The 22,696-nt window shown below is 47.7% G+C and carries 26 protein-coding genes and 1 pseudogene; 1 reads left to right on the forward strand and 26 read right to left on the reverse strand.

The genetic code is table 11. The annotated features are described in order from the left end of the window. Positions 1-3 precede the first annotated feature (3 nt). The 26 genes and pseudogenes from Xsze_RS00105 to Xsze_RS00230 all read right to left on the reverse strand — a co-directional run bounded on the left by Xsze_RS00105 (position 4) and on the right by Xsze_RS00230 (position 21,516). Entirely contained in the window at positions 4-336 is a 333-nt protein-coding gene (locus tag Xsze_RS00105) for a phage tail protein (protein WP_051462396.1), read from the reverse strand. Beyond that, entirely contained in the window at positions 336-3,662 is a 3,327-nt protein-coding gene (locus Xsze_RS00110; protein ID WP_038238223.1) for a phage tail tape measure protein, read from the reverse strand. The genes Xsze_RS00105 and Xsze_RS00110 overlap by 1 nt, the downstream gene beginning before the upstream one ends. A 227-nt stretch (positions 3,663-3,889) precedes the next feature. Continuing rightward, on the reverse strand, positions 3,890-4,237 hold the full coding sequence (locus Xsze_RS00120) for a phage tail protein (RefSeq protein WP_038238226.1): 348 nt from the start codon (positions 4,235-4,237) through the stop codon (positions 3,890-3,892). Then, positions 4,234-4,695 carry a major tail shaft subunit gene (locus Xsze_RS00125; protein ID WP_038238229.1) on the reverse strand — a complete coding sequence of 154 codons (462 nt, stop codon included), beginning with the start codon at positions 4,693-4,695 and terminating at the stop codon, positions 4,234-4,236. The genes Xsze_RS00120 and Xsze_RS00125 overlap by 4 nt, the downstream gene beginning before the upstream one ends. A gap of 11 nt (positions 4,696-4,706) precedes the next feature. Continuing rightward, the gene (locus Xsze_RS00130; RefSeq protein ID WP_038238230.1) at positions 4,707-5,111 is read right to left on the reverse strand and encodes an HK97-gp10 family putative phage morphogenesis protein; all 405 of its coding nucleotides are present in this window, start codon (positions 5,109-5,111) and stop codon (positions 4,707-4,709) included. Continuing rightward, positions 5,108-5,494, reverse strand: a complete 387-nt coding sequence (locus Xsze_RS00135) for a hypothetical protein (protein WP_038238233.1) — start codon at positions 5,492-5,494, stop codon at positions 5,108-5,110. The genes Xsze_RS00130 and Xsze_RS00135 overlap by 4 nt, the downstream gene beginning before the upstream one ends. Further along, positions 5,481-5,807, reverse strand: a complete 327-nt coding sequence (locus Xsze_RS00140; RefSeq protein WP_038238236.1) for a phage head closure protein — start codon at positions 5,805-5,807, stop codon at positions 5,481-5,483. Before Xsze_RS00140 ends, Xsze_RS00135 begins: the two co-directional genes overlap by 14 nt. Positions 5,808-5,817: 10 nt before the next feature. Next, a complete protein-coding gene (locus Xsze_RS00145; protein ID WP_038238239.1) occupies positions 5,818-6,120 on the reverse strand; it encodes a head-tail connector protein in 303 nt (100 codons plus the stop codon). Positions 6,121-6,143: 23 nt separating this feature from the next. Further along, a complete protein-coding gene (locus tag Xsze_RS00150; protein WP_038238241.1) occupies positions 6,144-7,355 on the reverse strand; it encodes a phage major capsid protein in 1,212 nt (403 codons plus the stop codon). Positions 7,356-7,367: 12 nt separating this feature from the next. After that, positions 7,368-8,018 carry an HK97 family phage prohead protease gene (locus tag Xsze_RS00155; RefSeq protein WP_038238650.1) on the reverse strand — a complete coding sequence of 217 codons (651 nt, stop codon included), beginning with the start codon at positions 8,016-8,018 and terminating at the stop codon, positions 7,368-7,370. Continuing rightward, positions 7,996-9,228 (reverse strand): phage portal protein, encoded by a 1,233-nt coding sequence (locus Xsze_RS00160; protein ID WP_038238245.1) that lies wholly within the window; start codon positions 9,226-9,228, stop codon positions 7,996-7,998. The genes Xsze_RS00155 and Xsze_RS00160 overlap by 23 nt, the downstream gene beginning before the upstream one ends. After that, complete coding sequence (locus tag Xsze_RS22020) at positions 9,228-9,404, reverse strand: hypothetical protein (RefSeq protein ID WP_038238246.1); 177 nt, start codon at positions 9,402-9,404, stop codon at positions 9,228-9,230. Before Xsze_RS22020 ends, Xsze_RS00160 begins: the two co-directional genes overlap by 1 nt. Positions 9,405-9,413: 9 nt before the next feature. Then, on the reverse strand, positions 9,414-11,144 hold the full coding sequence (locus Xsze_RS00165; RefSeq protein WP_038238249.1) for a terminase large subunit: 1,731 nt from the start codon (positions 11,142-11,144) through the stop codon (positions 9,414-9,416). Further along, positions 11,141-11,635: a phage terminase small subunit P27 family gene (locus Xsze_RS00170; RefSeq protein WP_038238252.1), complete on the reverse strand. Its 495-nt coding sequence runs from the start codon at positions 11,633-11,635 to the stop codon at positions 11,141-11,143. Before Xsze_RS00170 ends, Xsze_RS00165 begins: the two co-directional genes overlap by 4 nt. 199 nt (positions 11,636-11,834) lie before the next feature. Next, positions 11,835-12,185, reverse strand: coding sequence for an HNH endonuclease (locus Xsze_RS00175; protein WP_038238255.1), 351 nt, complete (start codon positions 12,183-12,185; stop codon positions 11,835-11,837). Between the two features lie 418 nt (positions 12,186-12,603). Then, complete coding sequence (locus Xsze_RS00180; protein WP_209435280.1) at positions 12,604-13,983, reverse strand: SIR2 family protein; 1,380 nt, start codon at positions 13,981-13,983, stop codon at positions 12,604-12,606. Between the two features lie 98 nt (positions 13,984-14,081). Beyond that, a complete protein-coding gene (locus tag Xsze_RS00185) occupies positions 14,082-14,534 on the reverse strand; it encodes a lysis protein (protein WP_084616238.1) in 453 nt (150 codons plus the stop codon). Continuing rightward, a complete protein-coding gene (locus Xsze_RS00190) occupies positions 14,531-14,965 on the reverse strand; it encodes a lysozyme (protein ID WP_038238258.1) in 435 nt (144 codons plus the stop codon). The genes Xsze_RS00185 and Xsze_RS00190 overlap by 4 nt, the downstream gene beginning before the upstream one ends. Next, a complete protein-coding gene (locus tag Xsze_RS00195; protein ID WP_038238261.1) occupies positions 14,949-15,287 on the reverse strand; it encodes a phage holin, lambda family in 339 nt (112 codons plus the stop codon). The genes Xsze_RS00190 and Xsze_RS00195 overlap by 17 nt, the downstream gene beginning before the upstream one ends. 734 nt (positions 15,288-16,021) lie before the next feature. Beyond that, positions 16,022-16,436: pseudogene (locus Xsze_RS23460) on the reverse strand (DUF2829 domain-containing protein); the annotation flags it as partial. Positions 16,437-16,588: 152 nt separating this feature from the next. Further along, positions 16,589-17,626 (reverse strand): DNA-methyltransferase, encoded by a 1,038-nt coding sequence (locus Xsze_RS00205; RefSeq protein WP_038238266.1) that lies wholly within the window; start codon positions 17,624-17,626, stop codon positions 16,589-16,591. An 88-nt stretch (positions 17,627-17,714) separates the two neighbouring features. Beyond that, on the reverse strand, positions 17,715-17,915 hold the full coding sequence (locus Xsze_RS00210; protein ID WP_038238268.1) for a hypothetical protein: 201 nt from the start codon (positions 17,913-17,915) through the stop codon (positions 17,715-17,717). A 179-nt stretch (positions 17,916-18,094) separates the two neighbouring features. After that, a complete protein-coding gene (locus Xsze_RS00215; protein ID WP_038238270.1) occupies positions 18,095-18,493 on the reverse strand; it encodes an antiterminator Q family protein in 399 nt (132 codons plus the stop codon). Positions 18,494-18,505: 12 nt separating this feature from the next. Further along, on the reverse strand, positions 18,506-20,401 hold the full coding sequence (locus Xsze_RS00220) for a toprim domain-containing protein (RefSeq protein WP_038238272.1): 1,896 nt from the start codon (positions 20,399-20,401) through the stop codon (positions 18,506-18,508). Positions 20,402-20,458: 57 nt separating this feature from the next. Further along, positions 20,459-21,187 (reverse strand): helix-turn-helix domain-containing protein, encoded by a 729-nt coding sequence (locus Xsze_RS00225; RefSeq protein WP_038238275.1) that lies wholly within the window; start codon positions 21,185-21,187, stop codon positions 20,459-20,461. Between the two features lie 92 nt (positions 21,188-21,279). Further along, a complete protein-coding gene (locus Xsze_RS00230) occupies positions 21,280-21,516 on the reverse strand; it encodes a helix-turn-helix domain-containing protein (RefSeq protein WP_010848817.1) in 237 nt (78 codons plus the stop codon). 413 nt (positions 21,517-21,929) lie between these two features. On the opposite strand from Xsze_RS00230, the gene Xsze_RS00235 reads away from it, so the two are divergent. Further along, positions 21,930-22,541, forward strand: coding sequence for a helix-turn-helix domain-containing protein (locus Xsze_RS00235; RefSeq protein ID WP_038238277.1), 612 nt, complete (start codon positions 21,930-21,932; stop codon positions 22,539-22,541). Positions 22,542-22,696: the final 155 nt, after the last annotated feature.

Here is a 22,696-nt window from a genome sequence, read left to right on the forward strand (position 1 = left end):
CTCTTACGGGTGGTAGATACGGGTGAAGGTCACGGAGAGCGTGAAATAAGCGCCATTGGCTTGAATAGTGAATTTTCCTGCCTGATACAATCCCAGCTCAGATAACGGATTACGCCATTTGAATGAGCGCCAGCCCTGATGCTCACGCAGAAAAACCATAATAGGCTGTATGTCAGACAGTGCTCCGACAAAAGACAACGGCCAGCTTTCGCGCTGCGCGTTGATCCCATCGCCTGACGTTTGTTTATAACCATCGCCAAACTGGACAGAACGTACAATCGGTTCAAACTCCCCGGCAGCCCCCACCCTTGCAGGGAAATCAAAAGTTTTTATCATCATCGGCCTCCTTTAATCGCAACACTGAGTTCACCCCCTTGATTTAAACTTTTATGTAGCAAAAATTTGAATCGCTGATCGACGAATTTCGCAATATCCTGCCCCGCTGACTCGGCTCCACGGGATGTTTTTGTGTCGTGAGTACCATCGGAATGGACCACAATATGGACGGTGTTATGAACCGTATTGAAGGTCTGGTTGCCCGTACTGCCAGTAGTCTGCACACCCAGCTTACCGTCAGTACCGCGTTTAAGTGGCAATATAGCTTCTGGTCCAGCTTCTCCCATCACCCCGCCCCCTTTGGCAAACTTAAACAAGGTTGGGCTGCTGACAACCTGCCCGCTGTACTGACTTAAATCCGCAGATTGATAAACACCGCCTTTCGCATTCATGATGGGACTCTTCCAGACATCCGGACCTATCGTTGTGCCAGAACCTACCGAAGACAGACCACCTCCCGCTGAGGACAATGCACTGGCTCCCATACTTCCCATCGCACCACCAAAGAAACCGGAGATTGCTTTGGTTATCAGTGCCTGCATTGCTATACGTACCAAGTCCTGAATGATGGATTGCGCCAGTGAGGCCGAGAGTTCCCGCATGGATTCTGAAAATGATTTTGTGCCCGTCAACATGCCTGTTAAGGCGTTACCCGTGCGTTGTTCGACCACATCCAACAGCTCCATCTGTATTTTCTGGAAATCCCCCTGTGATACGTATAAATCCTTTGCAGCAGCAAATTGTGCCTCTTTGGAGCGATTAGCAGCCGCTGTCATTAACTGCTCATAACGTTCTTTGTTGAGAAGTCCGTTCCGGTAGTAGGTGTCATAAAGTGCTGTTTGTTCTGTAAGCTGATTTTGCAGTTGCACAACGGGATCGACCTCGCCCATCATATCCAGACGCGGGGCGGAAATTTGCTTCGCCTGTTCAGCTAATTTATCCTTTACCGAGGTTTGATATAACGTTCTGCTGGCAGATAAATATTCCTGCTCACTGAGCAACCGTTCGATGTACAGGGCTTTCAGCTCTTCACTGGCTTCTTTTTCCTGTCGAATCAGCGCCTTCGCCGGCGCATATTTTTCTGCCAGTGCCAGCCGCTGTTTCTGGTGATTTTCGGCATTAAAGGCTGTTAAACGTTGAATTTCCTGTTGAGAAACTAAACCGGATTGACCCACTTCATCCAGCTTTCGCTGGACTTCCTGTTCACTCAGGATGATGCGCCCCAAACTTGTCGTGTGCACCGTTTCAAGATCAAGACGCAACTGACGATACTGGTTCAAAATTTGAGTGATTTTTCCTTTCTTATCATCACCGTTCCCTGTCCACGGATTACCCGTACTGCCGCCACCTTGATTATTAGATAGGGGTTTGGGTTTTTCACCGGCTTCTAGCGCTTTCAATGCAGCCTGAGATTCTTCAAGCTGCTTCTTATGAAATTCCATTTTTTTGAGCGCTTTTTCGTATTCCGCCTCTGCGTGTATCACTTCTTCTTGCGCTTTCTTTTTGTTTGCCCACAGACCGCCAAATCCAACACCGGAAACAATATTTTTCTTACCCTGCAAATCAAGCCATATTTTGGCGGTTTCCTTTTTTTGCACATTCAGTGCATCTCGGTATTTCAGAATCCTAGAGGACAGTTCAATCTTTGAAAGCTGCATCAACGCATTTTTTGTCTCGAGCACAGCATCCTTTAAATTAGTTGCACTTGCGCGAGCTTCTTGTGCCCGTTGATGGAAATAATAGAGAGCAGAACCTGCCAACATCGCGGCACCAAATGGCCCGCCAATCATGGCAAGTGCGCCACGGGCAAATCCCCCAGCGGCAGATAATGCCCGATAGGAATAAGAAAACCGACGATTTGCCGCTTCAAGTTGACTGGTTGCCTGTGTTTGCAATTTGAGGGCTTCGGTTTCTTGCCTGATCAGGGTTCTTTTTTCTTTCGAGTAATTGACGAAAAGACCGTGCAAACGATTTGTTCTTTCCAGATATTGAATATGCCTGCCCTGTGCTTCCGTTGATCGCAGCGTGGCATTGGCCTGTTCAATCGTTCGTTTTGCCGTTTCTGCCTGCTGTCTGGCAACATTACGAGCCGCTTTTTCGGTGGCTTTCCATGCCGTCATATTTTCACGCAAGCCCGCTGTCAGCTTCGTTGCCATTACAGGAATTAACGTATGCAATGCAATACTGGCAACCAGACTAAAATTTTCGGACAACGCATTAATCGCACTGGTGGCATTTTGCACCCCAGTACGCAATGGGCCGTCGGCGCTCTGTCCAATTTTAACCGCCATACCTTCAAACGCACGGGTCAGCACATCCAGATCAGCCCCGAGGTTATTGGCACGCGCACTGGCCTGTTCATAAGCGACCTGCGTTCCGGTCAGGGCTTGAGTCAACTGCTCCAGTTTTTCCCGCCCGGTGACTAAGTTAGACGCCGCGCTGACATTCGCCCGCCCGAATAATTTCACCGCCTGTGCGGTTGAAAGTTTTTTGCCCGTCAGGGTTTCCAGTGCCGACGATAGCCCTACGACCGAGGGTTTCAGATTCTTGTCTGCCGAACGCTCCAGCGCCAGTATCACGTTACGCATGGCAGTGCCTGCCTCGCCGCCTTTAATGCCGCGTTCCGCCAGTATCTGGATAGCTGCGCCTAACTCTTCAAAGCTGACCCCTGCCAGTGCCGCTGCGGTACCGCCATTTTTAATGGCCTGCGCCGTTTCGTTAATTTCGGACGCACCGTATTTCGCCCCCGCCGCCAGTACGTTAATAAAGCGGTCAGCCTGTTCTGCACTGGCACCGAACTGATTAAGCGATAACGCCAAGGCACGGGTCGCATCTGGTAAATCAATACCGGACGCCTGCGCCAGTATTACCGCTTTTTCGGTTGCCAGCGTCAGTGCCTCGGTACTTTTCAGCAGTTCTGGCTTTGCTGAGGCTATCAATTTAAATGCCTCGGCAATGCGGGTTACGCCGAATTCCGTGGTACGACCAATCCGTTGGGCATTTTCATCCAGTTTCTTTAACTGCTCGCCCGTTGCACCAGTAATGGCGGATAAGTCGGACAACGCCTGTCCGTATTGGCGGGTATGGGAAATAATGGTGCTCAGTGAAAAGCCCGTACCTGCCAGCATCATTAACTGACCGGAGACGGATTTGATTTGCGAGGCCAGCGAGCTGTAGCTCTTTTTCACCTTGTTGGCATCTGCCACCGATTTATCGCTAAAGCGTTGTGATCCCTGCCCGGCATAACGATAAGCATCCATGATCTGGGATTTAAACGAAGTGGCATTAACCAGCAAGCCGACCGTCAATGTCGATAAATTAGCCATAACTTAACCTAATAATTTCATGATAGCATCACACTGTGCCTGGACCGTATCACTGGGTGACGATACAGATACAGCAGGCGGACTGTCTGGCTGTTTGCGGTTTTTTAGTCGGTAATAGACCTGCCACTCGTTGAGCGTGGACGCAGGCAAAGACAGAATGCGATAGGGATCAATTTCGCCGAGCTGCTCAGCTAATGTGAAAGCAAAATGCAGCCACGGCGAGTGGGTTAGTTTTTTTCGGCGTCCTCCAGTGTGCCGATGGCGTGGCGCTTCACGGTCTGAATCGCTTCAATCAGGGTCGCGTTATCGTGGATGGCCATCAATTCTTCTGCGGTGGGCAGGTCATCAGTGGGAATGGATTGCCCCTTATCATCCACCAGACAATCCAACACCATCTGGATATTCAGGCGGGAGGCTTCGCGCCCGTCCCCGGCATCACTTAGCTTTTCCGCTTTTTCTTCCAGTTCCAGTAATTCCAGTGCCGTCATCCGGCGCAGGTTTATTTGCGTACCGAACAGTTCCACTGCTTTAATCTGCGGGCGCGGGGTGAGTAAGGCCGCTTTCAGCGCTTTCATTGGGTGACTCCTGTTTTCTTGTCAGTAATACCCCAGACGAGGTTATTTTGTTTGCCTTTGACCGTGATTTGGATCACTTCACTCGCCGGGGCGTTAATGTCGTTCATTTCCCAACCTGAAAGCGCCAGTACCATCATGGCGGTACGTTTATTCGGCAGGGCAATGTAAAACTGCACGGTTTCACGCTTTTCCGCCGCGTTCAGGAAGGAGACAAAATCGGGGTTCTCCGGATCATCGATAAAGCCAAGGGATTTTTCCGGACCTTCAGGCATATCGGAAATAAACTGTTTGTTGGTATCCATCAGGGTGGTGCAGTCGACAAAACTGCCGGTCAGCCCCGTGGCTCCCAATGCCTTACAGTTAATTAATGGACGCATGTCTTCTACGGTGTCGCCGGGCTTGCCAAACTTCACCACTGTACCAGCAGGCAATACGGCGTATTCTGGCGATGTTGCCATTATGTGTTCTCCTATTGACTGTACCCTGATAAGGCATCACGGATTTCCTGTGCAAGCACTTTAATCACAGCGGTTTTGTTGTAGTCCAGTGCCGGACGGATAAAGGGATTTGGCACCTGCTTAATCGTGCCCATCTCCTGCGCCAGTGCTTTCATGCGATGGGGTTTTGTCGGACCCACGGTGATCATCACCCCGCCTTTATATTTTTTCGATTTTGCCGAGTTAATGTGGATGGCATCCCGCATATGGGAACCCTCGCTTTTCCGGTTATAACCAGCATGCATTTCCATATCTTCTTTAACGATTTCCATGGCAACTTTTCCGGCTTTGCGCAGGATTTGGGTCTGGAGCTCACGGTCCAGCGCCTGCAATTTATGCCTCAACTCCACCCATCCCGTTGTTTTTGCGGTGATCATGTCAGATGCCCCGTGTAAATGATGATAAAGTCCCGTGTGATACGGTAGCGCTTGCGGTTTTCTGTCAATTCTTCTGCATTTTGGTACAGTGCACCGCGCGTCACCGCCTGTACCGGATAGTGACCGATAAAACCGTGTTGCACCGACTCCCATGTTGAGCAAATTTTACCTTCCAGCTTAAGGGCTTTTTTATAGTCATGTAGGATGAGACTGATTTGAAAGCGAGCCTCGATGAGTTGTGTGGCCGCCAGCCCAGAATTGAATTTCGCGTCACTGATACGCTGGTAGGTCACGCCCTCTAACACACTGGACGGCAGTATCAGCGGATAGACAGGCAGCCCGGTTAATCGCGTTAAATCGGCTTGAAGTTCAGGTTCTATCATGACGAATATCCGTCTCCGTGGTGATAACGGCACGGTCAGTACGATTGCGGTCGACGGCGCGAATGGTAAACAGCCGTCCCTGATGTTCAACCAACCAATCAGGTTCAATGTCTTTTCTTGGCCTGACGGTAAATTGTTGCACCTCGATCACCTGTTGCTGATCAGCCGTGCGGATTTTACGGTGGGATAGGGCTTCCGCCCGTGCCCAGGTTTCAGTGACATATGCCCACACAATGATTTCAGCACCCAGATCATCACGGTTTTTGACAGGACGGAACAGTTTAATGCGATAGCGAAGTGAGCCGGCTTTCATCGGCATTCTCCTATAGAGGAATAAAACGGTAAGGTTCCAGCAACGCTTTAAATCCGGAGGGTAAGGCCTGTGCCTCCCGGTTTTCATACCAGTAACCGACCACCAGCATAATTGCCAGTGCCACATCATCGGTCGCTAACAGGCCGTCCGGATCATCCTTTGGCACCGCGTTCTCATACAGGCGGCGGTTCAGGTAGCTTTCTGCCTGTTTGATGGCAGCACGAGAATACGTGTCTAATAAATCATCTTCGGTGTGATTATCACTGTCGATACGGCACTGCTGCCGAAGCAGATCAAGCGTGGGAAAAGACATGTCATCTCCTGCTAATACGGTGACTACGCCTTATCTTCTGCCACTTTCAGCAGTTTCACGGCGTTGCTGTCCACCAGCAGGGAGCCGACCCGTTTGGTGGTGTAGAAGTGGATAAACGGCTTGTGGGTGTACGGATCACGCAGCATACGCACCCCCAGCCTGTCCAAAATGGTGTAGCAACGTTTGAAGTTACCGAACACCACCGGCACGGCACCTGCGTCCAGATCGGCAAATTGCTCATTCTCTGCGATACCGTAGCCCAGCAAGGCGGAGGGTTGCCCCAGTTGCAAACCCGGCTGCCACAGATAGTTGCCCTGACTGTCTTTCAGAGTGCGTACCTGAAACAGCATGTTGTTGTTCATCATGAATTTCGCCCCGTTGCGGTATGGCTTGCGCAGGGTGTAAATCAGTTTCAGGATTTCGTCTGCCGTGACCTCGGTTGGCTTTTTCAGCAATAGGTGCTGCAACGTACCCCATTTACGATCCTTGTCGTCCTGTGCTTCACTGCCGTAGGCCAGTAAGCCTTTTGGCTTGTTCTTGCCGTCGCCGTGGGTAAAGGCGCTTTCTTCCTGCTCGGCAAATTCCTGTATCAGCTCAGACGAGATAAAGGCTTCCACATCGAAAAAGGCATCATCCAGCATGGTCTGAGTGGCTGCCGGATTACCGTAGATTTCACCCCAGATGGGTTCGATGGGTGCCAGCTTTGGCGTTTTAGTTTCCGGGCGTTCGTCGGTTTCACCAACCCAGCCACTGTTAGTGCCACCCTGATTGATCAGTCGCTTAAAATTAGGATTGCCAACGGACACCACATGACATTCAGTGCGCATCACCACCTCGTCTTTCAGGGCACTGATGATATTGCGATCCAGCTCTTCCGGCACGGCATAGCCCCCTTCAGGATCGGTCGTGGTCTGCATCGCTTTTTGTTCCAATTCTGCCAGTCCGTCTTCGCGGCCTTTGCGGATAAATTGAGCAAATGCGGTTTTATGCTCACTGACGTCCTTGCTATTGCTACCGCCTGCCGGACGTTTCAGCCCGGCCAGCTCTTCTTCCAGCGCTGATTTCAGGGTATCTAGCTCGCTGAGTTTGCCGTTCAAGGTTTCCACTTGTCCGGCTAATTTGCCTTTTTCCGCCTCAATCGCGTCAATGCGCTGGTCATTCTTCTGCCGGAACTCGTCGAAACGCTGCTGAATTTCCTGCGCGACCTGTTGTATGTCTTTGACTTCAATAGCCATAAAAAACTCCGGTTAGTTAAAATGTAATGATTTCAGTGCATTCAGGGCAGACGCTGCTTCCGCCTCACGCAGCAACAGGGTGCCATAGCCACCCGCCATAAAGGCTTTGGCCTGCGTTCGGGAGAGTCCAACATCGCACAGGACTCGTTCAATATGACTGGGATTGGGAATATCGCCCCGAGCAAAGGCCGATTTCACATTGCTCACCCGGGCATCATCGTTGGCGGGAAAGGTCACCAGACTTACTTCCCATAAATCGAGGTCTTTCAGTAAAAAAGCCGCTTTTGTCCGGTCATACTCCCCATCTTTCAGCACATAACCGATAGACAGGCCGGAGAGCGACCCTGCTTTCATATGGGCGTGTGCCCGTTTTGCCAGTGGGTCATCGTCAATGAGCAGATGCCCTTTGAGATACAGCCCAGTTTCGTCTTCTTTCATTTCGGTATAGATACCGATGGGTTCATCCATTCGGTGTTGCCAGAGCAAAGCAGGCAGACTGCCTTTTTCTTTCCATTGTTTCAGGGTATTGGCAAAGGCACCGGGTAAAACGATATCGTCGGTACTGTCTTTCAGGCCGAATACCGAGCCATACCCTTCAAACTCGCCGGAATCACTGACAGATTTAATGTTCAAAGGCATATCAAGCCGTTGTTTGGTTATCATCGGCATGGGATTCTTCCTCTTTTTTCGGGGCTTGTTTAGGTTTCGTGGTCATGTTCATCGGTGTGAGATAAATATCACCGCCCTCGCGGGGGTTGAGTTCTTCCAGCTCCCGGCATTCGTTCGGCGCGTAAATGCCCCAGTTAATGCCGGTGGCGTAGGATTCAAAACGGGATTTCATGTCACCACGCAGCAACGCGCCCGTGTTGAATTTGGCGTAGAACTGCCCCTGTTTGCTGTTTTTGACCAACCCCGCATTAATGCGCTGTTCAATCCGGGTGAGATAAGGTACCAAAGAGTAATTAATAAACCCGATCCCCAGATTTTCAATATTGTTAAAGGTGGCGCGGTCAGTGTTCTGCACCATATGCAGCGGCACCCGGAAGATGCGGCAGATTTCCTCAAGCTGAAACTTGCGGGTTTCCAGAAACTGCGCATCTTCGGCAGACAGACTGATTTGATGCCATTTCAGTCCCATTTCCAGGATCATCGGCTTATGAGCATTGACCAGCCCCTGATGGCGGGCTTCAAAATCCGTCTTCAGCCGCTGATATGCCTCATCTTTCAGTGCTTGATCTGTTTGCAGTACGCCACTGGTGACTGCGCCGTTACCAAACAACCGTGAACCATGTTCTTCGGTGGCCAGCCCCAGCCCTATCGCTTGCCGGGCATAGGTGATGGGGCTTAATCCAGTCAGGCCATCCAGCGTGAAAATGCGCACATGCCAGATATCGGCCTGTGTCAGTATCTGGCATTCCCCGTTCGGGAAGGTGACCTGATATTCTGGCTGCCAGTCACGGTTCAGCTTGGGAACTACAGCACCAGGATCGAGCGGCAGTAATTCCACCACTTCCCCCAGTGCTTTGACTTTGTAAGCGTAGAAATTCCCCCGCAGGCACAGGCAGGCAATCAGCAACTCCCAGAACTCCTGCGGAGTCATGTAATTATTGGGTTTGACCGACAACAGCTTATGCAGCCGCTCTTTAACGGCGCGTCGGTTGCCTCTCTCTAATTGCTCATACAGTGAACAGGGCAGCATGCCAACGGATTCCGCCAGTACCCGTACGCAACTAAACACAGCGGTGAGCTGCATGGCTAACTGCGGGCTGACCCGCCGCCCGCTGTAGGTGTCATAAGACAAGCCAATCAGTTCACTTAAATTACGGGAGATCAGGGGTTCGGCGGATTTACGAAATAATCCGGGAAAAAACATCAAACCTCCTTATCGGGTTTCTGGCTCAACATGCGTGAAACCAAATACGACCAGCCAAGGCACAGCACACCCGACGCCATAAATCCGGCAGCCGGCAACAGCAACCATGCGCCGTAAGACAGCAAAACGCCGCCCGCCAGCCCGATTAACAGGGCAGCAATCATTAATTCTTTCATGAAAAAACCTCAGAGTGAGCGAACACCGTGGGAGATCAAATGATCTGAAAGACTGGAGACTTCGTGCAAAATAGCCCGCCCCATCGCCATTATCAGCGCCACCGCGCCATCAATTTTGCTGTCTTTATGCTCTTTGATGGGGCGCACAATGTCATCATTACCAGTCAGCGTTTTCCCGACGACATTGCCGATACACCAGGACATAATCGGATGACCGTCATGATGGAAACGCCCGGACTGGATAGCGGCTTCCAGCTCTTTCATCGGGTCACTCATATGAGTGAAATTCTGGGTAATAATGATGGGATTAATTCCCTCGTCCGCCAGTGAATGTGATAAACCGGTTGCTCCAAAGGGATCAATCGGAGCCTCATTGACAGGGTTCTGGTGACAGGCCAGTTTGGCTTCTTCGAGAATGTAGCGGTAATCCACTTCGGCCCCCTCCGTGACAGTCAGCAACCCCATCTCTGCCCATTTCTGAAAACGTTCGGCACTGCGGCGGTTCTCATTCTGCTCCACACTGTAGACAGTGTCATACGGCACCCAGAAACACGGCGCGATACTGTAGAAATGGCGTTTACCGTCAATTTCACGCACAAAGAGCCGAGCCATGCTGTTCATGTCCAGCTTGCGAGCGAGATCAAAGGCCAGAAAACAGGGCTGGCCCTCGAATTGAGCCAGCGTTAGTGAGGTGTCTTCACATTGTTTCCAGTTCACCATATTGAAGTAAGCCTCCCGCGCAGACACCCAGATATTGAGGTGCTTGGTTTTAAAGACACTGGCTAAACGCGGGTTATTCAGGGCGCGTTGTTGCTGACTCAGCAAAAAATCAGCATAGACCGATACCCCCATATTGGGATTGGCTTTGCGTAACACCTCCGGAGAGGTCCAGTCATCTCCCTCATCCACCGTGTAGATCACCCCGAACAGTTCCTCGTTGGGCACATTGCCGGACAGCATTTCCATCACTTCGCGCCGCTTGTCATAACAGGGACCTTCAATGTTGTAACCTGCCGTGGTGATCCCCCACATCAGTGGCTGACGCCGTGCTCCCATGCCCGTGAGCATGGTGGTATACAGGTCATCGGTATCATGTTCATGGTATTCATCAACAATGGCGCAACTGGGGGACTGCCCGTCACCGGGATTGCCAATCAGCGGCTCAAACCTCGCCCCGTCTGCCGGGCGGTTCATATTGGCGGCATTCACTTCAATGCCGAACGCCTCAAGTAGCATCGGGGTACGCTTACACATCAATCGTGCTGGCCGGAACACTTCCCACGCCTGTTTCTCGGTCGTGGCACCGGAATACACTTCCGCGCCAAATTCGTCATCACAGGTAAAGCAATAGAGTGCCACGCCCGCCGAAATTGCGGACTTGCCATTTTTACGGGGAATTTCGGTATATACTTCCCGAAATCGGCGTAGCCGGCTGCCTTTATGCACCCAGCCAAAGACCGAGCAGACAATAAACAATTGCCACGACTCCAACGTGATCGGCATCCGTTTGAATGCCCATTCCCCTTTGGTATGTGGCAGTAACTGGATAAATTTCGCGGCGCGTTCTGCCAGCTCCTTATCGAACCGGTATTTGAACTGCCGATTCTTTTCCTGATGCAGATTATCCAGATGCCGCTGACAGGCTTCCCTGACATAGCGACCGACTTCAATTTTGCCGCGCACGACATCACGGGCGTACTGGTTCGCCGCATTGACATTTGAATAGGATTTACGGCTCATGATGAAATCATCCTTATAAACGGATTGTCCGTTTTGGCCTGACCTGCCGCCCCAATCAGGCGCTGGCGGCTGCTCGGATCTAAGCCCAACATGGCACCGGTGGTATCCATTTCAGATTGTTGCTCTTTTTTGGCGGTCAGCTCCGGGTTTTTAATCGGCCCACCGGTTGCGCCTGTTACTGTATTGCCTTGTCGAGCGATATTTATCACAGCATTGCGCCAGAATTGATAAGCTACACACCAGCGTTCAAGCACCACGAGATCCGTGACACAGAGTAACCCTTGGGCGCATAACTCTTTGCTGGTCAGCTCCCACATCACCACGGCCAGCGACATTTCATTGTCGGCAAACCAATTTGGCGGTGATACGCTCGTCAATGATGTAAAGCTAGGTTCCTCCCGATTCAGTTTGCGCTTGCCCGGATTGCCCGCCAATGCTTTGCGTGCCGTCGGTTTTGGGCGACGACCTGATTTCCCCGCCGTTCCCGCCATACGCAGCACCTCCCGGGCTTAAAAACAGTGAAAGATGAGTGAAAAGTACCCGATTTAAATTTCATTTTTCGCGGGTATAAAAAAAGACCCAAGGTGGCGGTCCCTTGGGTCGAGAGTGGCAGGAATTTGACCCGCCCCTCCCCCTTGTAAACTATGGCATTCGAAATGATTACGCTGGAAATTAATATTCACTCAGCCTTCAGCGTGATCGCTCTGTGGCAGTCTTCTGTCGATGGCAGGCTTCACACAGTAGTTGTAGATTGCTTAACACATCGGTGCCGCCATGCGCTTTGAGTTGGATATGGTCAACCGTCGTGCCTGTGACTGCTCGTCCCTGTCGTAAGCAGTGCTGGCACAAATGATTATCCCGTTGTTTTACTGCAATTTTTAACTTATCCCACTGACTGCCATAACCACGAGCATGTCGGCTTTTGCCCTGCTGGTGACGTTGCCAGCCTGTGTGAAGATGGTCAGTACAGTAGCCGCTGCGGTCGATGGTAGTCTTGGGGCAGCCTTGCTTGCGACAGGCTCGGGGAATACGGGGTAGCATGTTCAGCCCTCGATATAGCAAAAAACCACCCGAAAGTGGCAGATTATCAAGCTCTCAGTAAGTCTTTATAGTTTTGCGGAAATGGAACTCCTGGCTCTTTTTTGAGTCTCCCTATTTTATTTACAATTTCCTCTTTTTCCTTTTCGGTGGCTGTCTTATAGAAGTCTTTAGCTGTAACTGGCACAACTCTTTTAGCTTCATGCCATGGTCTGTGGTAAGGCTCCTCTAGACCCTATAGCATATAAAAATTGTGTAGCTCAGTGCATAGCGCAAACTGGAAACATATCAATCTGTTTATAATAAATCGAAAGATAGGACGGTAGCATTCCCACCGTCCTTTCATCACTCACCTACACTGTGTCCTAACATACTCCTGCAGCCTTGAAATGTTTGAATTGGTGAGGAGTGAGCGGTTTATTTAGTCAAATTGAACATCAAAAGGTTTATTATCTCTAGCTAACTCTAATAACCTTAATGCTTCTCTTGAATATTTACGAGTAAAGCTTGATTTGCCTGTTCTTACCTTTTGATGATATATGTTATCTGTTTCCTTTATATCTTTCCCTGTAGCTTCTTTGATTTTTTGTATTAATTGATTTACGTAATTCCAATTACGATATCCAAGGGACTCTGCTAAAGACGTCATTGTAAAACAATAATTAGCATTAAATAAATCTAACGAATCACCATCGGTAATTCCATAAACTCTTTCTAATTTACCATCATCTAAGGCTAACTCAGTCAACCTAGTATAATCAATAGAAACTGTATTCATGGGTATGTCAGAGTTAATCAGCTTATAGTTTCTTGCTAATAATGCTCTCAATACCTTAGGATTAACATTATCCATTGCTGGATGAGCAGCAAAGGCTTCAAACACCCATTTAAAATCATTAGATACTATTCTTTTTATTCTTACATGCTTATTATTATCAATATTAATCATCGCTTCTCTGGCAGGATAAGAGTTTTCATCTATTTCTTTATCTCTATTTAGTATATAGATGTTAGGAATCAACTCCCCCTCTTCCGATAGGATTTCATCTATATCAGACAAAATTCCTTTTATATTTTCATCCTCAATACTATAACCAATAAATATTAAAGGATGTTCAGCAAAAAAAGTTAATAATTTAGCACTAAGGTATTTTTTCTTACTCAAAAAATCATCGTAATCATTTCTATTGATAACAATTGATGCTGGCTCATTACAAGAGCCATGTATTTTAAATATTTCTCCAGTGCTACTATTAACTAACCTTATGATTTTTTGTCCAACTATAATTTCATGGTCAGGAAAAATTCCATCAATTATATTGTCGTAATTAGTTGTTACAATGGAGTGTGGATGAATGGATTTTAATGATTTTATTTCATCAGCAAACTCATTTTCATCAATTATTTCCAGACGATTAAAAAAATCGGCTATTTTATACTTCAGGTATATATCTCCATCATAACGTTCACTGAATAATTCTTCAGGAAAATTAGACTTCCCTTCCGCCCAAGCCCAATCCCTATAAGCATCTGACAAGATAGTTCCAATGTCTATTAGTGACTCATTTTTTTGTGTGTAATACGCGAATGGACGCTTAATTTCTGGACATTGCTCCATTAAATTTTTAAGCAAACTCTCCCAATCTGGTCCGTTCGCGTACCTTCTTGTCAGGCCTGAACCAATAAATAGAATTGGCTGACACTCAAGACTTTCTAGGCATGCTTGAATATCATCCGTTACATCTAATTGATATTGCTTATAATCTCTGTTCATAGGATTTATCATTGATAACGAATACATAAGATAATCCTCTCTATAAATATTTAGCCTGTCTATTAAGATTAGCAATTTTTGCTAGGTATCACACAGAGTTATCCGCTCTTCTTAATCTCTATACCTCAAAATTGGCATTCGGCCATACTCCACTCCCTTAGTCCGAGGAATTGGGCTTCGAGGGTTTCTAGTTCTCCGAGGAGATGTACATAATCCTGTTCAGCGTCTTTCGCCAGTTTGGCGGGTCTTGAACCACCCACGCTGGAGGTGGTAGTGGTTTTAAGCACTGGACAGTTGGCTTTGACGTACACGCGCTGAGTATTGGCACGAAGATCATTACTAAGCTGATTAATCTTAGATTTGGCATTGGCGAGTTCCTGAGTGTATTTGCTATCCAATTCATGCAGCATTTCAATATGTGTGTTCTGGTAGTTAATGGTATCGTTCAGTTGCTGGATTTCTGTTATCTGGCCGTTATTGATGCCAAGCTGTTTCTTATATCCAGAGCGGTATAAGAAGGCTGCTGCTGAGGCAATCATCAACGCAATAACCGTACCCTTGGTGAAATTGAGCTTCATGATAAAAACATCTGGCGTTCAGATGCCCTGCGATTATCCAGCCCACGCAATACCTTGCCTGCTGCTTTATTCCACCGAGGAAACTCTGCCGCTGCGCCTTTATAATCACCTTGATTAAGCTTCTTCAATAGCGTGGAGCCAGAAAAGTTACCACTGCCACAGTTGAATATAAACGAGCACAAAGCATCGAACTGGCCTTGACTCAAAGGGACTTTAACCCTTTGTATTAATGTGGTGTAAATAGATTGGAGATCATCCCGTAAGAATGCTTCAGCCTGTGGTTCTGTAATCACATCACCTTTTTTAACCCCTTGGGTATGACCGTAACCAATTGTCCACGGGATACCATCGGTTGCCGGATCGGGGTAGGCTTGCAGCTTCAGACCTTCATACTGTTTGATGCACTCAAGACCTTTATCGCTGATTTCCATCAGAAGATGCTCCCGTTTTTTTCTCTGCCACTTTACGTAATAATTGACCGATAAAGTCCGTCCCCAAGTAACCCATCATCACACTGCCGATATAGGCTAAGTCAGGATTCAGACCAAACAGATTTAAGACATCACGAATGAACCAAGCGAACATGGCACACATAAAGGCATCGATAGAGATTTTTAGCCAACCTCCACCGTTATAGCGACCGCGAAGGAAAGCCATTGTCCCGGCGAGTACCGCCCCGATGCCTTGTTCTTTTATCGATATGAGCCAGTCACCAAGGTGTGCCCAGATATCAGGATTTTCTTTCATCTTCATATTTCCACCCCATCAGAACAATGGGTGTCCATGGGGTGAGTGATATCAACTCCGGTGAATTAACTAATAGGTAATTGCCTGATGTAGCTCAAGCAGGCTATTCTGTGCAACAAAAACATTTTTTTGAGGGAAAGGCTGTACCGAAGTACAGCCTTAAACTAACGACTAAGAATAAACTACACCAGGAACTTTATCTTCGAAGATAAATTCAATCTCTAACGTTTCGCCAATATGTTTTTTAAACAGAGCTCCAATTTCATCGAGGGAGTAATTATTGCTTACCGGATAAGATAAGGTACCTTTTCTGCTTACGTGACCATTAAAAATTTTGATTTCTTTGCCTAAGCACCGAACTACCAGAATTTTGTTCCCAAATTCTTGTCTAACTGTCTCATTACTCTCTTTATCGACATCTAACTCAACAGACTGAATATTCCCCCAATGTCTACTTTCATGACTGGAATAAAAGCCTGCAAGATTCTTTATTGGTGTATTATTACTAATTTCTTCCCAAGCACCAAAATTAAGTCCATCAATAATCTGAGCATAGCCAAACAAGTTATCAGGATACAACCTCTCTTCAGCTACGCCTGTACCAATTGTTATTTTCCCTTTTAATCGAAATGTTGAATCTGACTTTACTTCTGGCTCCAGTTCTGGTTTCAAATCAGGTGTTGGCTCTGGTTTTACTTCTGGCTCAGATTCTGGTTTCGAATCAGGGGTTGGTTCTGGCTTTACTTCTGGTTCCGGGTCTGGTTTCGAATCAGGTGTTGGTTTCACCTTCTCTTCAAAAAACTGCCAATCACAAGCCATCATATCTTCCTGCGTTGGCTGCCACGGCACAAAGTTACCGTGTTCATTGCGCATATCGATATGCGTCAAATAATCATATTTAGTCCCAACTGCAACACCACCAACTGCATAAGCACTATCTTTCTCCACAGTTAAATCATTTACACGTGGAGTGATAACCAGATACATCTCATTATTCCCTTGGCAATTAACCCAAACAGAACGAGTAACACGCTTGCGTAGTTTTAATTGAATCAAAGCCCAAGAAAAAGAACCCATCGGTGCAATAAAACAATCACACTGATATTGTTTTGGATCAAATGGGCATTCATGTTCAGGCTTAATAAATTCAGACATACTATTTCCTTATATTTATAAATAATAGGAAGACAAATTTAATATTTAACTTCCATTCTATGTTAAACATCCTGAATATATTAAACAATTATAATGATTTAATATATCGATTCGCCTTGTGTGGTCATATCTACAATTCACTGAAATCAATTTCATTTATTTGTGAATATTTTGATTTCCTGCTCAGTCCGCTTAAACCGTTCCTCTTCCAGTTCAACACCCAGCACACGACGATTGAGTTTCAACGCGGCTTTCAGTGTTGCCCCGGAACCCATAAAGAAATCCGCCACCAGATCCCCTTCCCGGCTGCTGGACTGGATAATATGCGCCATCAGGTCTGCTGGTTTTTCGCACGGATGTTTGCCCGGATAATATTGCACGGGCGCAAAATGCCAGACATCAGTATAAGGCACGGCAGCTGTCACTGAGAACGAACGGCGCATCAAACCATATTCCTGCCGCAATTCATCATACTGACGCGACAGGGTTAAATGAGAATCCACCAGATCAGAATACGGGGTGCTCAGTTCACCACGCTGGTGCTTTTCTTTGGCGATACGGTCAAACAGCACCTGCAACTTTTGGTAATCAGTTTCATTGGGTAACTGCCACTGGCTATCGCTGAACCAGTGACTGGCCATCTGCTTCCCAGTGGCGGCGTGAATGTCTTTTGCCGTGACACCTAACGTTTTTCGGGCATCACGAAAATAATCGACCAATGGTTTAAATACTAACTGTTTCAGGTCCTGACATTGTTTGAAATAGCCATCACCTTTCGAGTGATAAGGTCCCTGGTAATGTTCGGCAAAAATGATGCGTTCGGTGGCTGGAAAATACATTCGCAGGCTTTCTTTGTTTTGTCTGCGCCACGGGCCGGACGGTTTCGCCCAGATAATATGGTTCAGCACGTTAAACCGTTCCCGCACCAGCAGCTCCGTATCAGAGGCCAGACGTGAACCACAAAACATATACAGGCTGCCGTTCGGTTTCAGTACCCGCCAAAACTCGGCAAGCAGTTCATCCAGCCACGCAAGATATGCCGTGACGTCTGCCCACTGGTTATCCCAGCTGCAGTCTTTCACGCGAAAGTACGGCGGGTCAGTGGCAATTAAGTCGATACAGTTATCCGGCAGGGTTTTGATAAATTTCAGCGAGTCGTCGTTAATTAATGTGACAGGGCTTAAAGGCACAGTAGTTTTCCCTAAATCAATGCTGGCGGATTTTCAGGAAAGCCACGGTGAAAAGCGTTAACCTTTCACCGTGTAAGACATCATCCTATCAAGGGTTACGCTTGAAAAACATGTCATCGTCCCGGCTTTCCATCAAACCCGCCAGACGAAATTGTGTTAACAATAATTGGCAGCGGGGTTCAGGTAGCCCCGTCAGGGTAGAAACATCGGAAACCGAGACCCAATCATGCGGGGGAATGGTCTCTAAAACGCAGGCGGCGGATGTTGTCATATCTTCATGTTTTAGCATGATAAATGTAACCTCTTGGTGAGTTTTCGTGCATAAACACACATGTAACTCTGACCCATGACAACAGCAAGTCTTATGTTTATTTCAGGCATAAAAAAACCCCGCATTAGCGAGGTCTGATAAATCGGTATATTCAGTGACATTACAATCACGTTATCACAATATACCGACTTTTGTAATTACGCAACCGCTCTAACCAATTCTTTTCGCACACCTTTATTTATTTCCAACGTCACCCCAGAGACCGCCAGAACGCCTTCGATAAACCCTTCCGCTACCTGTACCCGTTTGGTCACTTCGTTATGGGAAATCCCTAACGGGTCACTCATCGACCGCAATGCGATCCCTTTAATATAGTGCAGCACAATAAGCTGGAATAAATAAGGATCATGTTGTTTCAATCGCAACACAGCCGCATCTAGCGCCATGCCGTCATCATCACAACACGGGGAACGCATTCTCCGGTTACGGGGCAGCAATCTCTTAAATCCGGCAGCCACGGAGGGCCAGTCTACCGGGCTTTTGCCCTCACAGACCCATGCGCCCCATTGGTTCAGGATCATTCGCATATCACGCATTGGTGTCCTCGCTTATCCACATTCATTTTCTGTAACATTCTGCCTCTTCCACACTTCGTCATACTCAGACACCGGCATATTAGCGATATAGTGATAGGGTTCAGCCTGTTCCTGGTGTAAAAACTGATGGGATTTTTTGTCCAGATAAAGCCCAATACCGCCCTCCCAGCCATTGCCGTTCCGTTGTTTTTCAATCAGTATCATGGCGGCCGGACCGGCCAGTTTTTCCCGCTCCTTATCCGTTAACATTGCCCCGGTTTCCTGCTTTTGCAGTACACGTTCACGAGCTTTATTACGCCAGATAATCATCAGGTTGTCTGTCAAGTCGGTAATCGCCCCAGTGCCTTTGACATCCATCTTCCCCGTCGGTCTCTCTTCACTGTCACCTTTCCGGCTGTGTGTCACCAAAATCACATGGCTGCGGGTTCTGTTTTTGAAGTCACACAAAGCATCCACAAAGGCTTTCTGTCCATTGTAATCATCTTCCCCGATACCACATTTCATCAGGCTGTCGATAACAAACAGCTGGATACCATAACGACGCTGCGCATAGTTAAAGATATCAATCACTCTCGCGGCTTTTGCCGTTCCCGTCAGGCCAAATACCCACAGCCGATCATCGTAAAATTGAAATGCCGAGTCGATTTCTATCACAGGTGGTCTTTCTGAGCAGGCCGCCTGCTGGGTCAGGCGCTTAAGCAACTGCCCCGGTTTCAGCTCGAAAGAAGCCACACAAGCGCGTATTCCCTGCCCCATCGCTTCACACAGCAAATGCCCGACCATTTCACTTTTCCCATGTCCGTTCACACCATTAAGCACCGTGAGTTCTGACTCGCGAAAACTGAAATGAGGGTTCAACATGTCCCACGGTGTTTTAAACAGACAATGTTCCTGACCGTAGAAAGCATCAATCGTGTCCTGATAAAACTCTCTCGCACTGCACAACTCTTCCGGATCAAAAAAGATCGCCGTTTCAAGACAACGCACCACGTCATCCTGTGTCATACCCGCCTGTAAGCACGCGTTGATATCCTTGTACGGTAACCTGACTAGCCGACAGCGATATTCGCCCAATCGGTTGGCAATCTCTTTTGCGGCTTCCCGTCCCACGTCGTCGTTGTCCATTGAGATCCAAATTTCCTCAAAGCGATCAAGGTTGTGGTATTCAAACTCAATCCACTGCTGCTTGGCGCCCTTACCGCCCCCGAACGGCACAGAAAGGGCCGGCAAACCGTACTGGTGATAACTCATGCAGTCGATCTCCCCTTCACACAAAATAACTAGCCGGACGTGATTCGGTATCGCCTGCCAGCCAAACAGACAGGGTTCACACTGAGATTCAGCCATAATGACTTTCTTGCCATTGGGACGCTCAGTGCTGATGCGCTTGACTTGCAACAACTCCCCGTTTCGTTTGTAAGGAAACGCAATAGCAGGTAATTCTCTGTTTTCAGCATGAAACCAGACACAGGCATCACCTATCTCAAACGCTTCCGCCGTCTGGCGGGTGATCCCCCGGCTTTCCAGATAGGCATAGCACACGTTGGGTTTAAAGACATGTTTCGTCAGCCTGTTGCGATCTGGCCGGACAAAGTTTTTTTTCTGCTTCGCGACGAAGTGGTGATCGTCATCCGCAATCCCCAGAAACTGTTTTGCCTCAGCCATGGCTTGATGCAGACTACAGTCACGCACCTGCACCCATAAATCCAGCAGATCACCACCGGTTCCTTCTGCAAAGTCAGACCAGACTTTCTTGCCGGACAGATTAATTTTCAGGCTTTTTCCCGCTTCGCCATTGACCGATCCCACTACCCACTCATGCCCTTCCCTACGCCCGTCGGGCAGCAGGTATTTTGTTACCCGCGCTACGCTACCCCAGAGTTTTTCCGATAGTTCTTTTGGTGTCATGGTGCTTTTCCCTTTAACTTGCTAAATCCATAGCGAATCGCCAGCCTGTTATCAACATCATCGTTCGATGTAGTAATAGTTCCCATATTTCTGAATGGGAGAATGATCCGGGCTCTGATTTTGTTGTGGCTCCCGCTGATACGTTTTCGCGTTACGCAACCAATTGTTCAATGCCCGTCCCCAATCCACAAACTGACTGCCTTTGCTGGCATGATGGTCAGCAAATTTTAAAAATTCTTCCCGCAGGTTCACGCCCAGTTCATTAGCCAGTGCCTGATGCTGTGCTGTTGGGAGAAAAATGTTTGGCAAGGAGTGTTTGTTTTCCGTTTTTTGTGACGATTTCTCGCAGACGTCTATAACAGGTTCCTTGACTGGTTCAAAAGAGTGACTGGTTCTGGTGCCATCTGGCGGCATAGGGGGTATATCACCTGACGGCACAGGGGTGCCAACAGGTGGCATAGGTATGTTTTCTGGCGGCACAGGGGGTATGCTTTTTGGTGGCACAGGGGCAGCCGATAAATTCAGGTAATAGACATTCGAGGCATTTCCCTTACCGTTATGGTTACCCAGCCGGTTTTCCTTGATAAGCAGCCCCATCTCAATCAGGGCATCAATGTGACTTCTCACCGCACTCTTACTACATTCGCAATGATCTGCAATGTGTCGGTATGAAGGCCAGCACTCGCCTTTGTCGTTTGCATTATCCGCTAATTTTATAAGCACCAGTTTTCTCAGGGGGTTTCCTACCCTGATACTCATTGCCTTCGCCATCAGACTCATACTCATGCCGTTTCCCCCTTACAGTACGCTAAACAACATCCACATGTTCATATCGGACTCATCCAAAACGCCATGCATAATCCACCACCGACGGGAACTTATTCATGGGCTTTGACTTCAGGCGTTGGAAAAACTTTAGGCAGATCAGGACGCAGTTCATGAGCCAAGACTTCCCCGTTCGAAAAAACTACGATATCAGGCACCAACGACACCGAAACCCGTTTTTTTCCGTATAACCATGCGCTGATGAGAGATTGTCTGCACCCAAGAACCTGAGCCAGCTTTGTTTGACTACCTGCAATTTTTATAACTTTTTGTATCACGCTGTTTTTCATTAATGCCTTCTCCAACACTACAGCAATAATCTTATCACTATAGATCAATGTAAATCACTATTGGTGTATTTGTAAAGGTATCACTTTAGAGATAGAATGAGAAACAGATGTTCCAAGACAGGAGTGCTTGGGCTATATCATGTATTTCACGTAAATGCGGGAATAACAATCACGGTTCGCCGGTGTCTTTACCTAAGCTCACAGATTCCCCGTAAGTACGGGGATAACTGAAATCTGGATGCTGCCGTTGCGGGTATAAGCACAGGTTCCCCGTAAGTACGGGGATAACTCACAGACAGTTAGAAGCCAATAATCCTTTTTAAATAGTTTCCTCATCGGTACAGAGATTGAACTGAAGAGATAAATTGATTTGTTCTCTGTAAATACGAAGGTAAACCACTCATGAGGCACTTATGACTCTTGCTGATAGATTGAAAGAAGCCATGGCAGATAAAGGGCTTACCCAATCCGCTCTTGCAGAAAAAGCCGGCATGGCTCAATCCATGATATGGAAATTACTCTCAGGAAAAGCAGCCAAAACAGGTAAGCTCGTTGATTTGGCAAAGGCGCTTGGCGTACGCCCGGAATGGCTCAGTGATGGCAGCGGTAGTAAATATCAAACGGGTGAGGCTGATTTTGCTGTCATGCATGACAACCGTTATGTACCTATAAAAATTTATGAGGAAGAACAAGAAACCCATGAATCATTCATGGTTCCTGCCCTTTCTGAACTGCAAACCCATTTTGATTCATGCCGGGCTTATCGTATCACCCAGAATACAGGCTGCGCTGAAGCGCCGGAAGGGACTTTAATCATTGTTGATAAAGATGAAGAAACTGCCAATGATGATTTAGTCTATGCGCGTATAGGCGATCATTATTCGGTTTATCGTTATAAGCAAGGTGGCTCAGTCAGCTTTTTGTCTGTTGACGACACGCGCATACCCTTGATAACCCTTTCACCTGGCATTGACATAATTGGTGTTATTGTTTATTTATTTCGTGACATGAAACGGAGACGATAATTCTCTCATTCCATATCAACCTTTCACGCATAACCTCCCGGTTTCACTCGAAATACGCCCAAATCTTTCCTCCCTTTACGCCAAGACACTGTTTTTTAACACAGCGTCTTGGGTGTTACTTGACTCATTGCAATTATCAATTCATGAAACAATTT

It is taken from the genome of Xenorhabdus szentirmaii DSM 16338 (genome assembly GCF_002632585.1).
In the GTDB taxonomy this organism is placed as follows: Bacteria; Pseudomonadota; Gammaproteobacteria; order Enterobacterales; family Enterobacteriaceae; genus Xenorhabdus; species Xenorhabdus szentirmaii.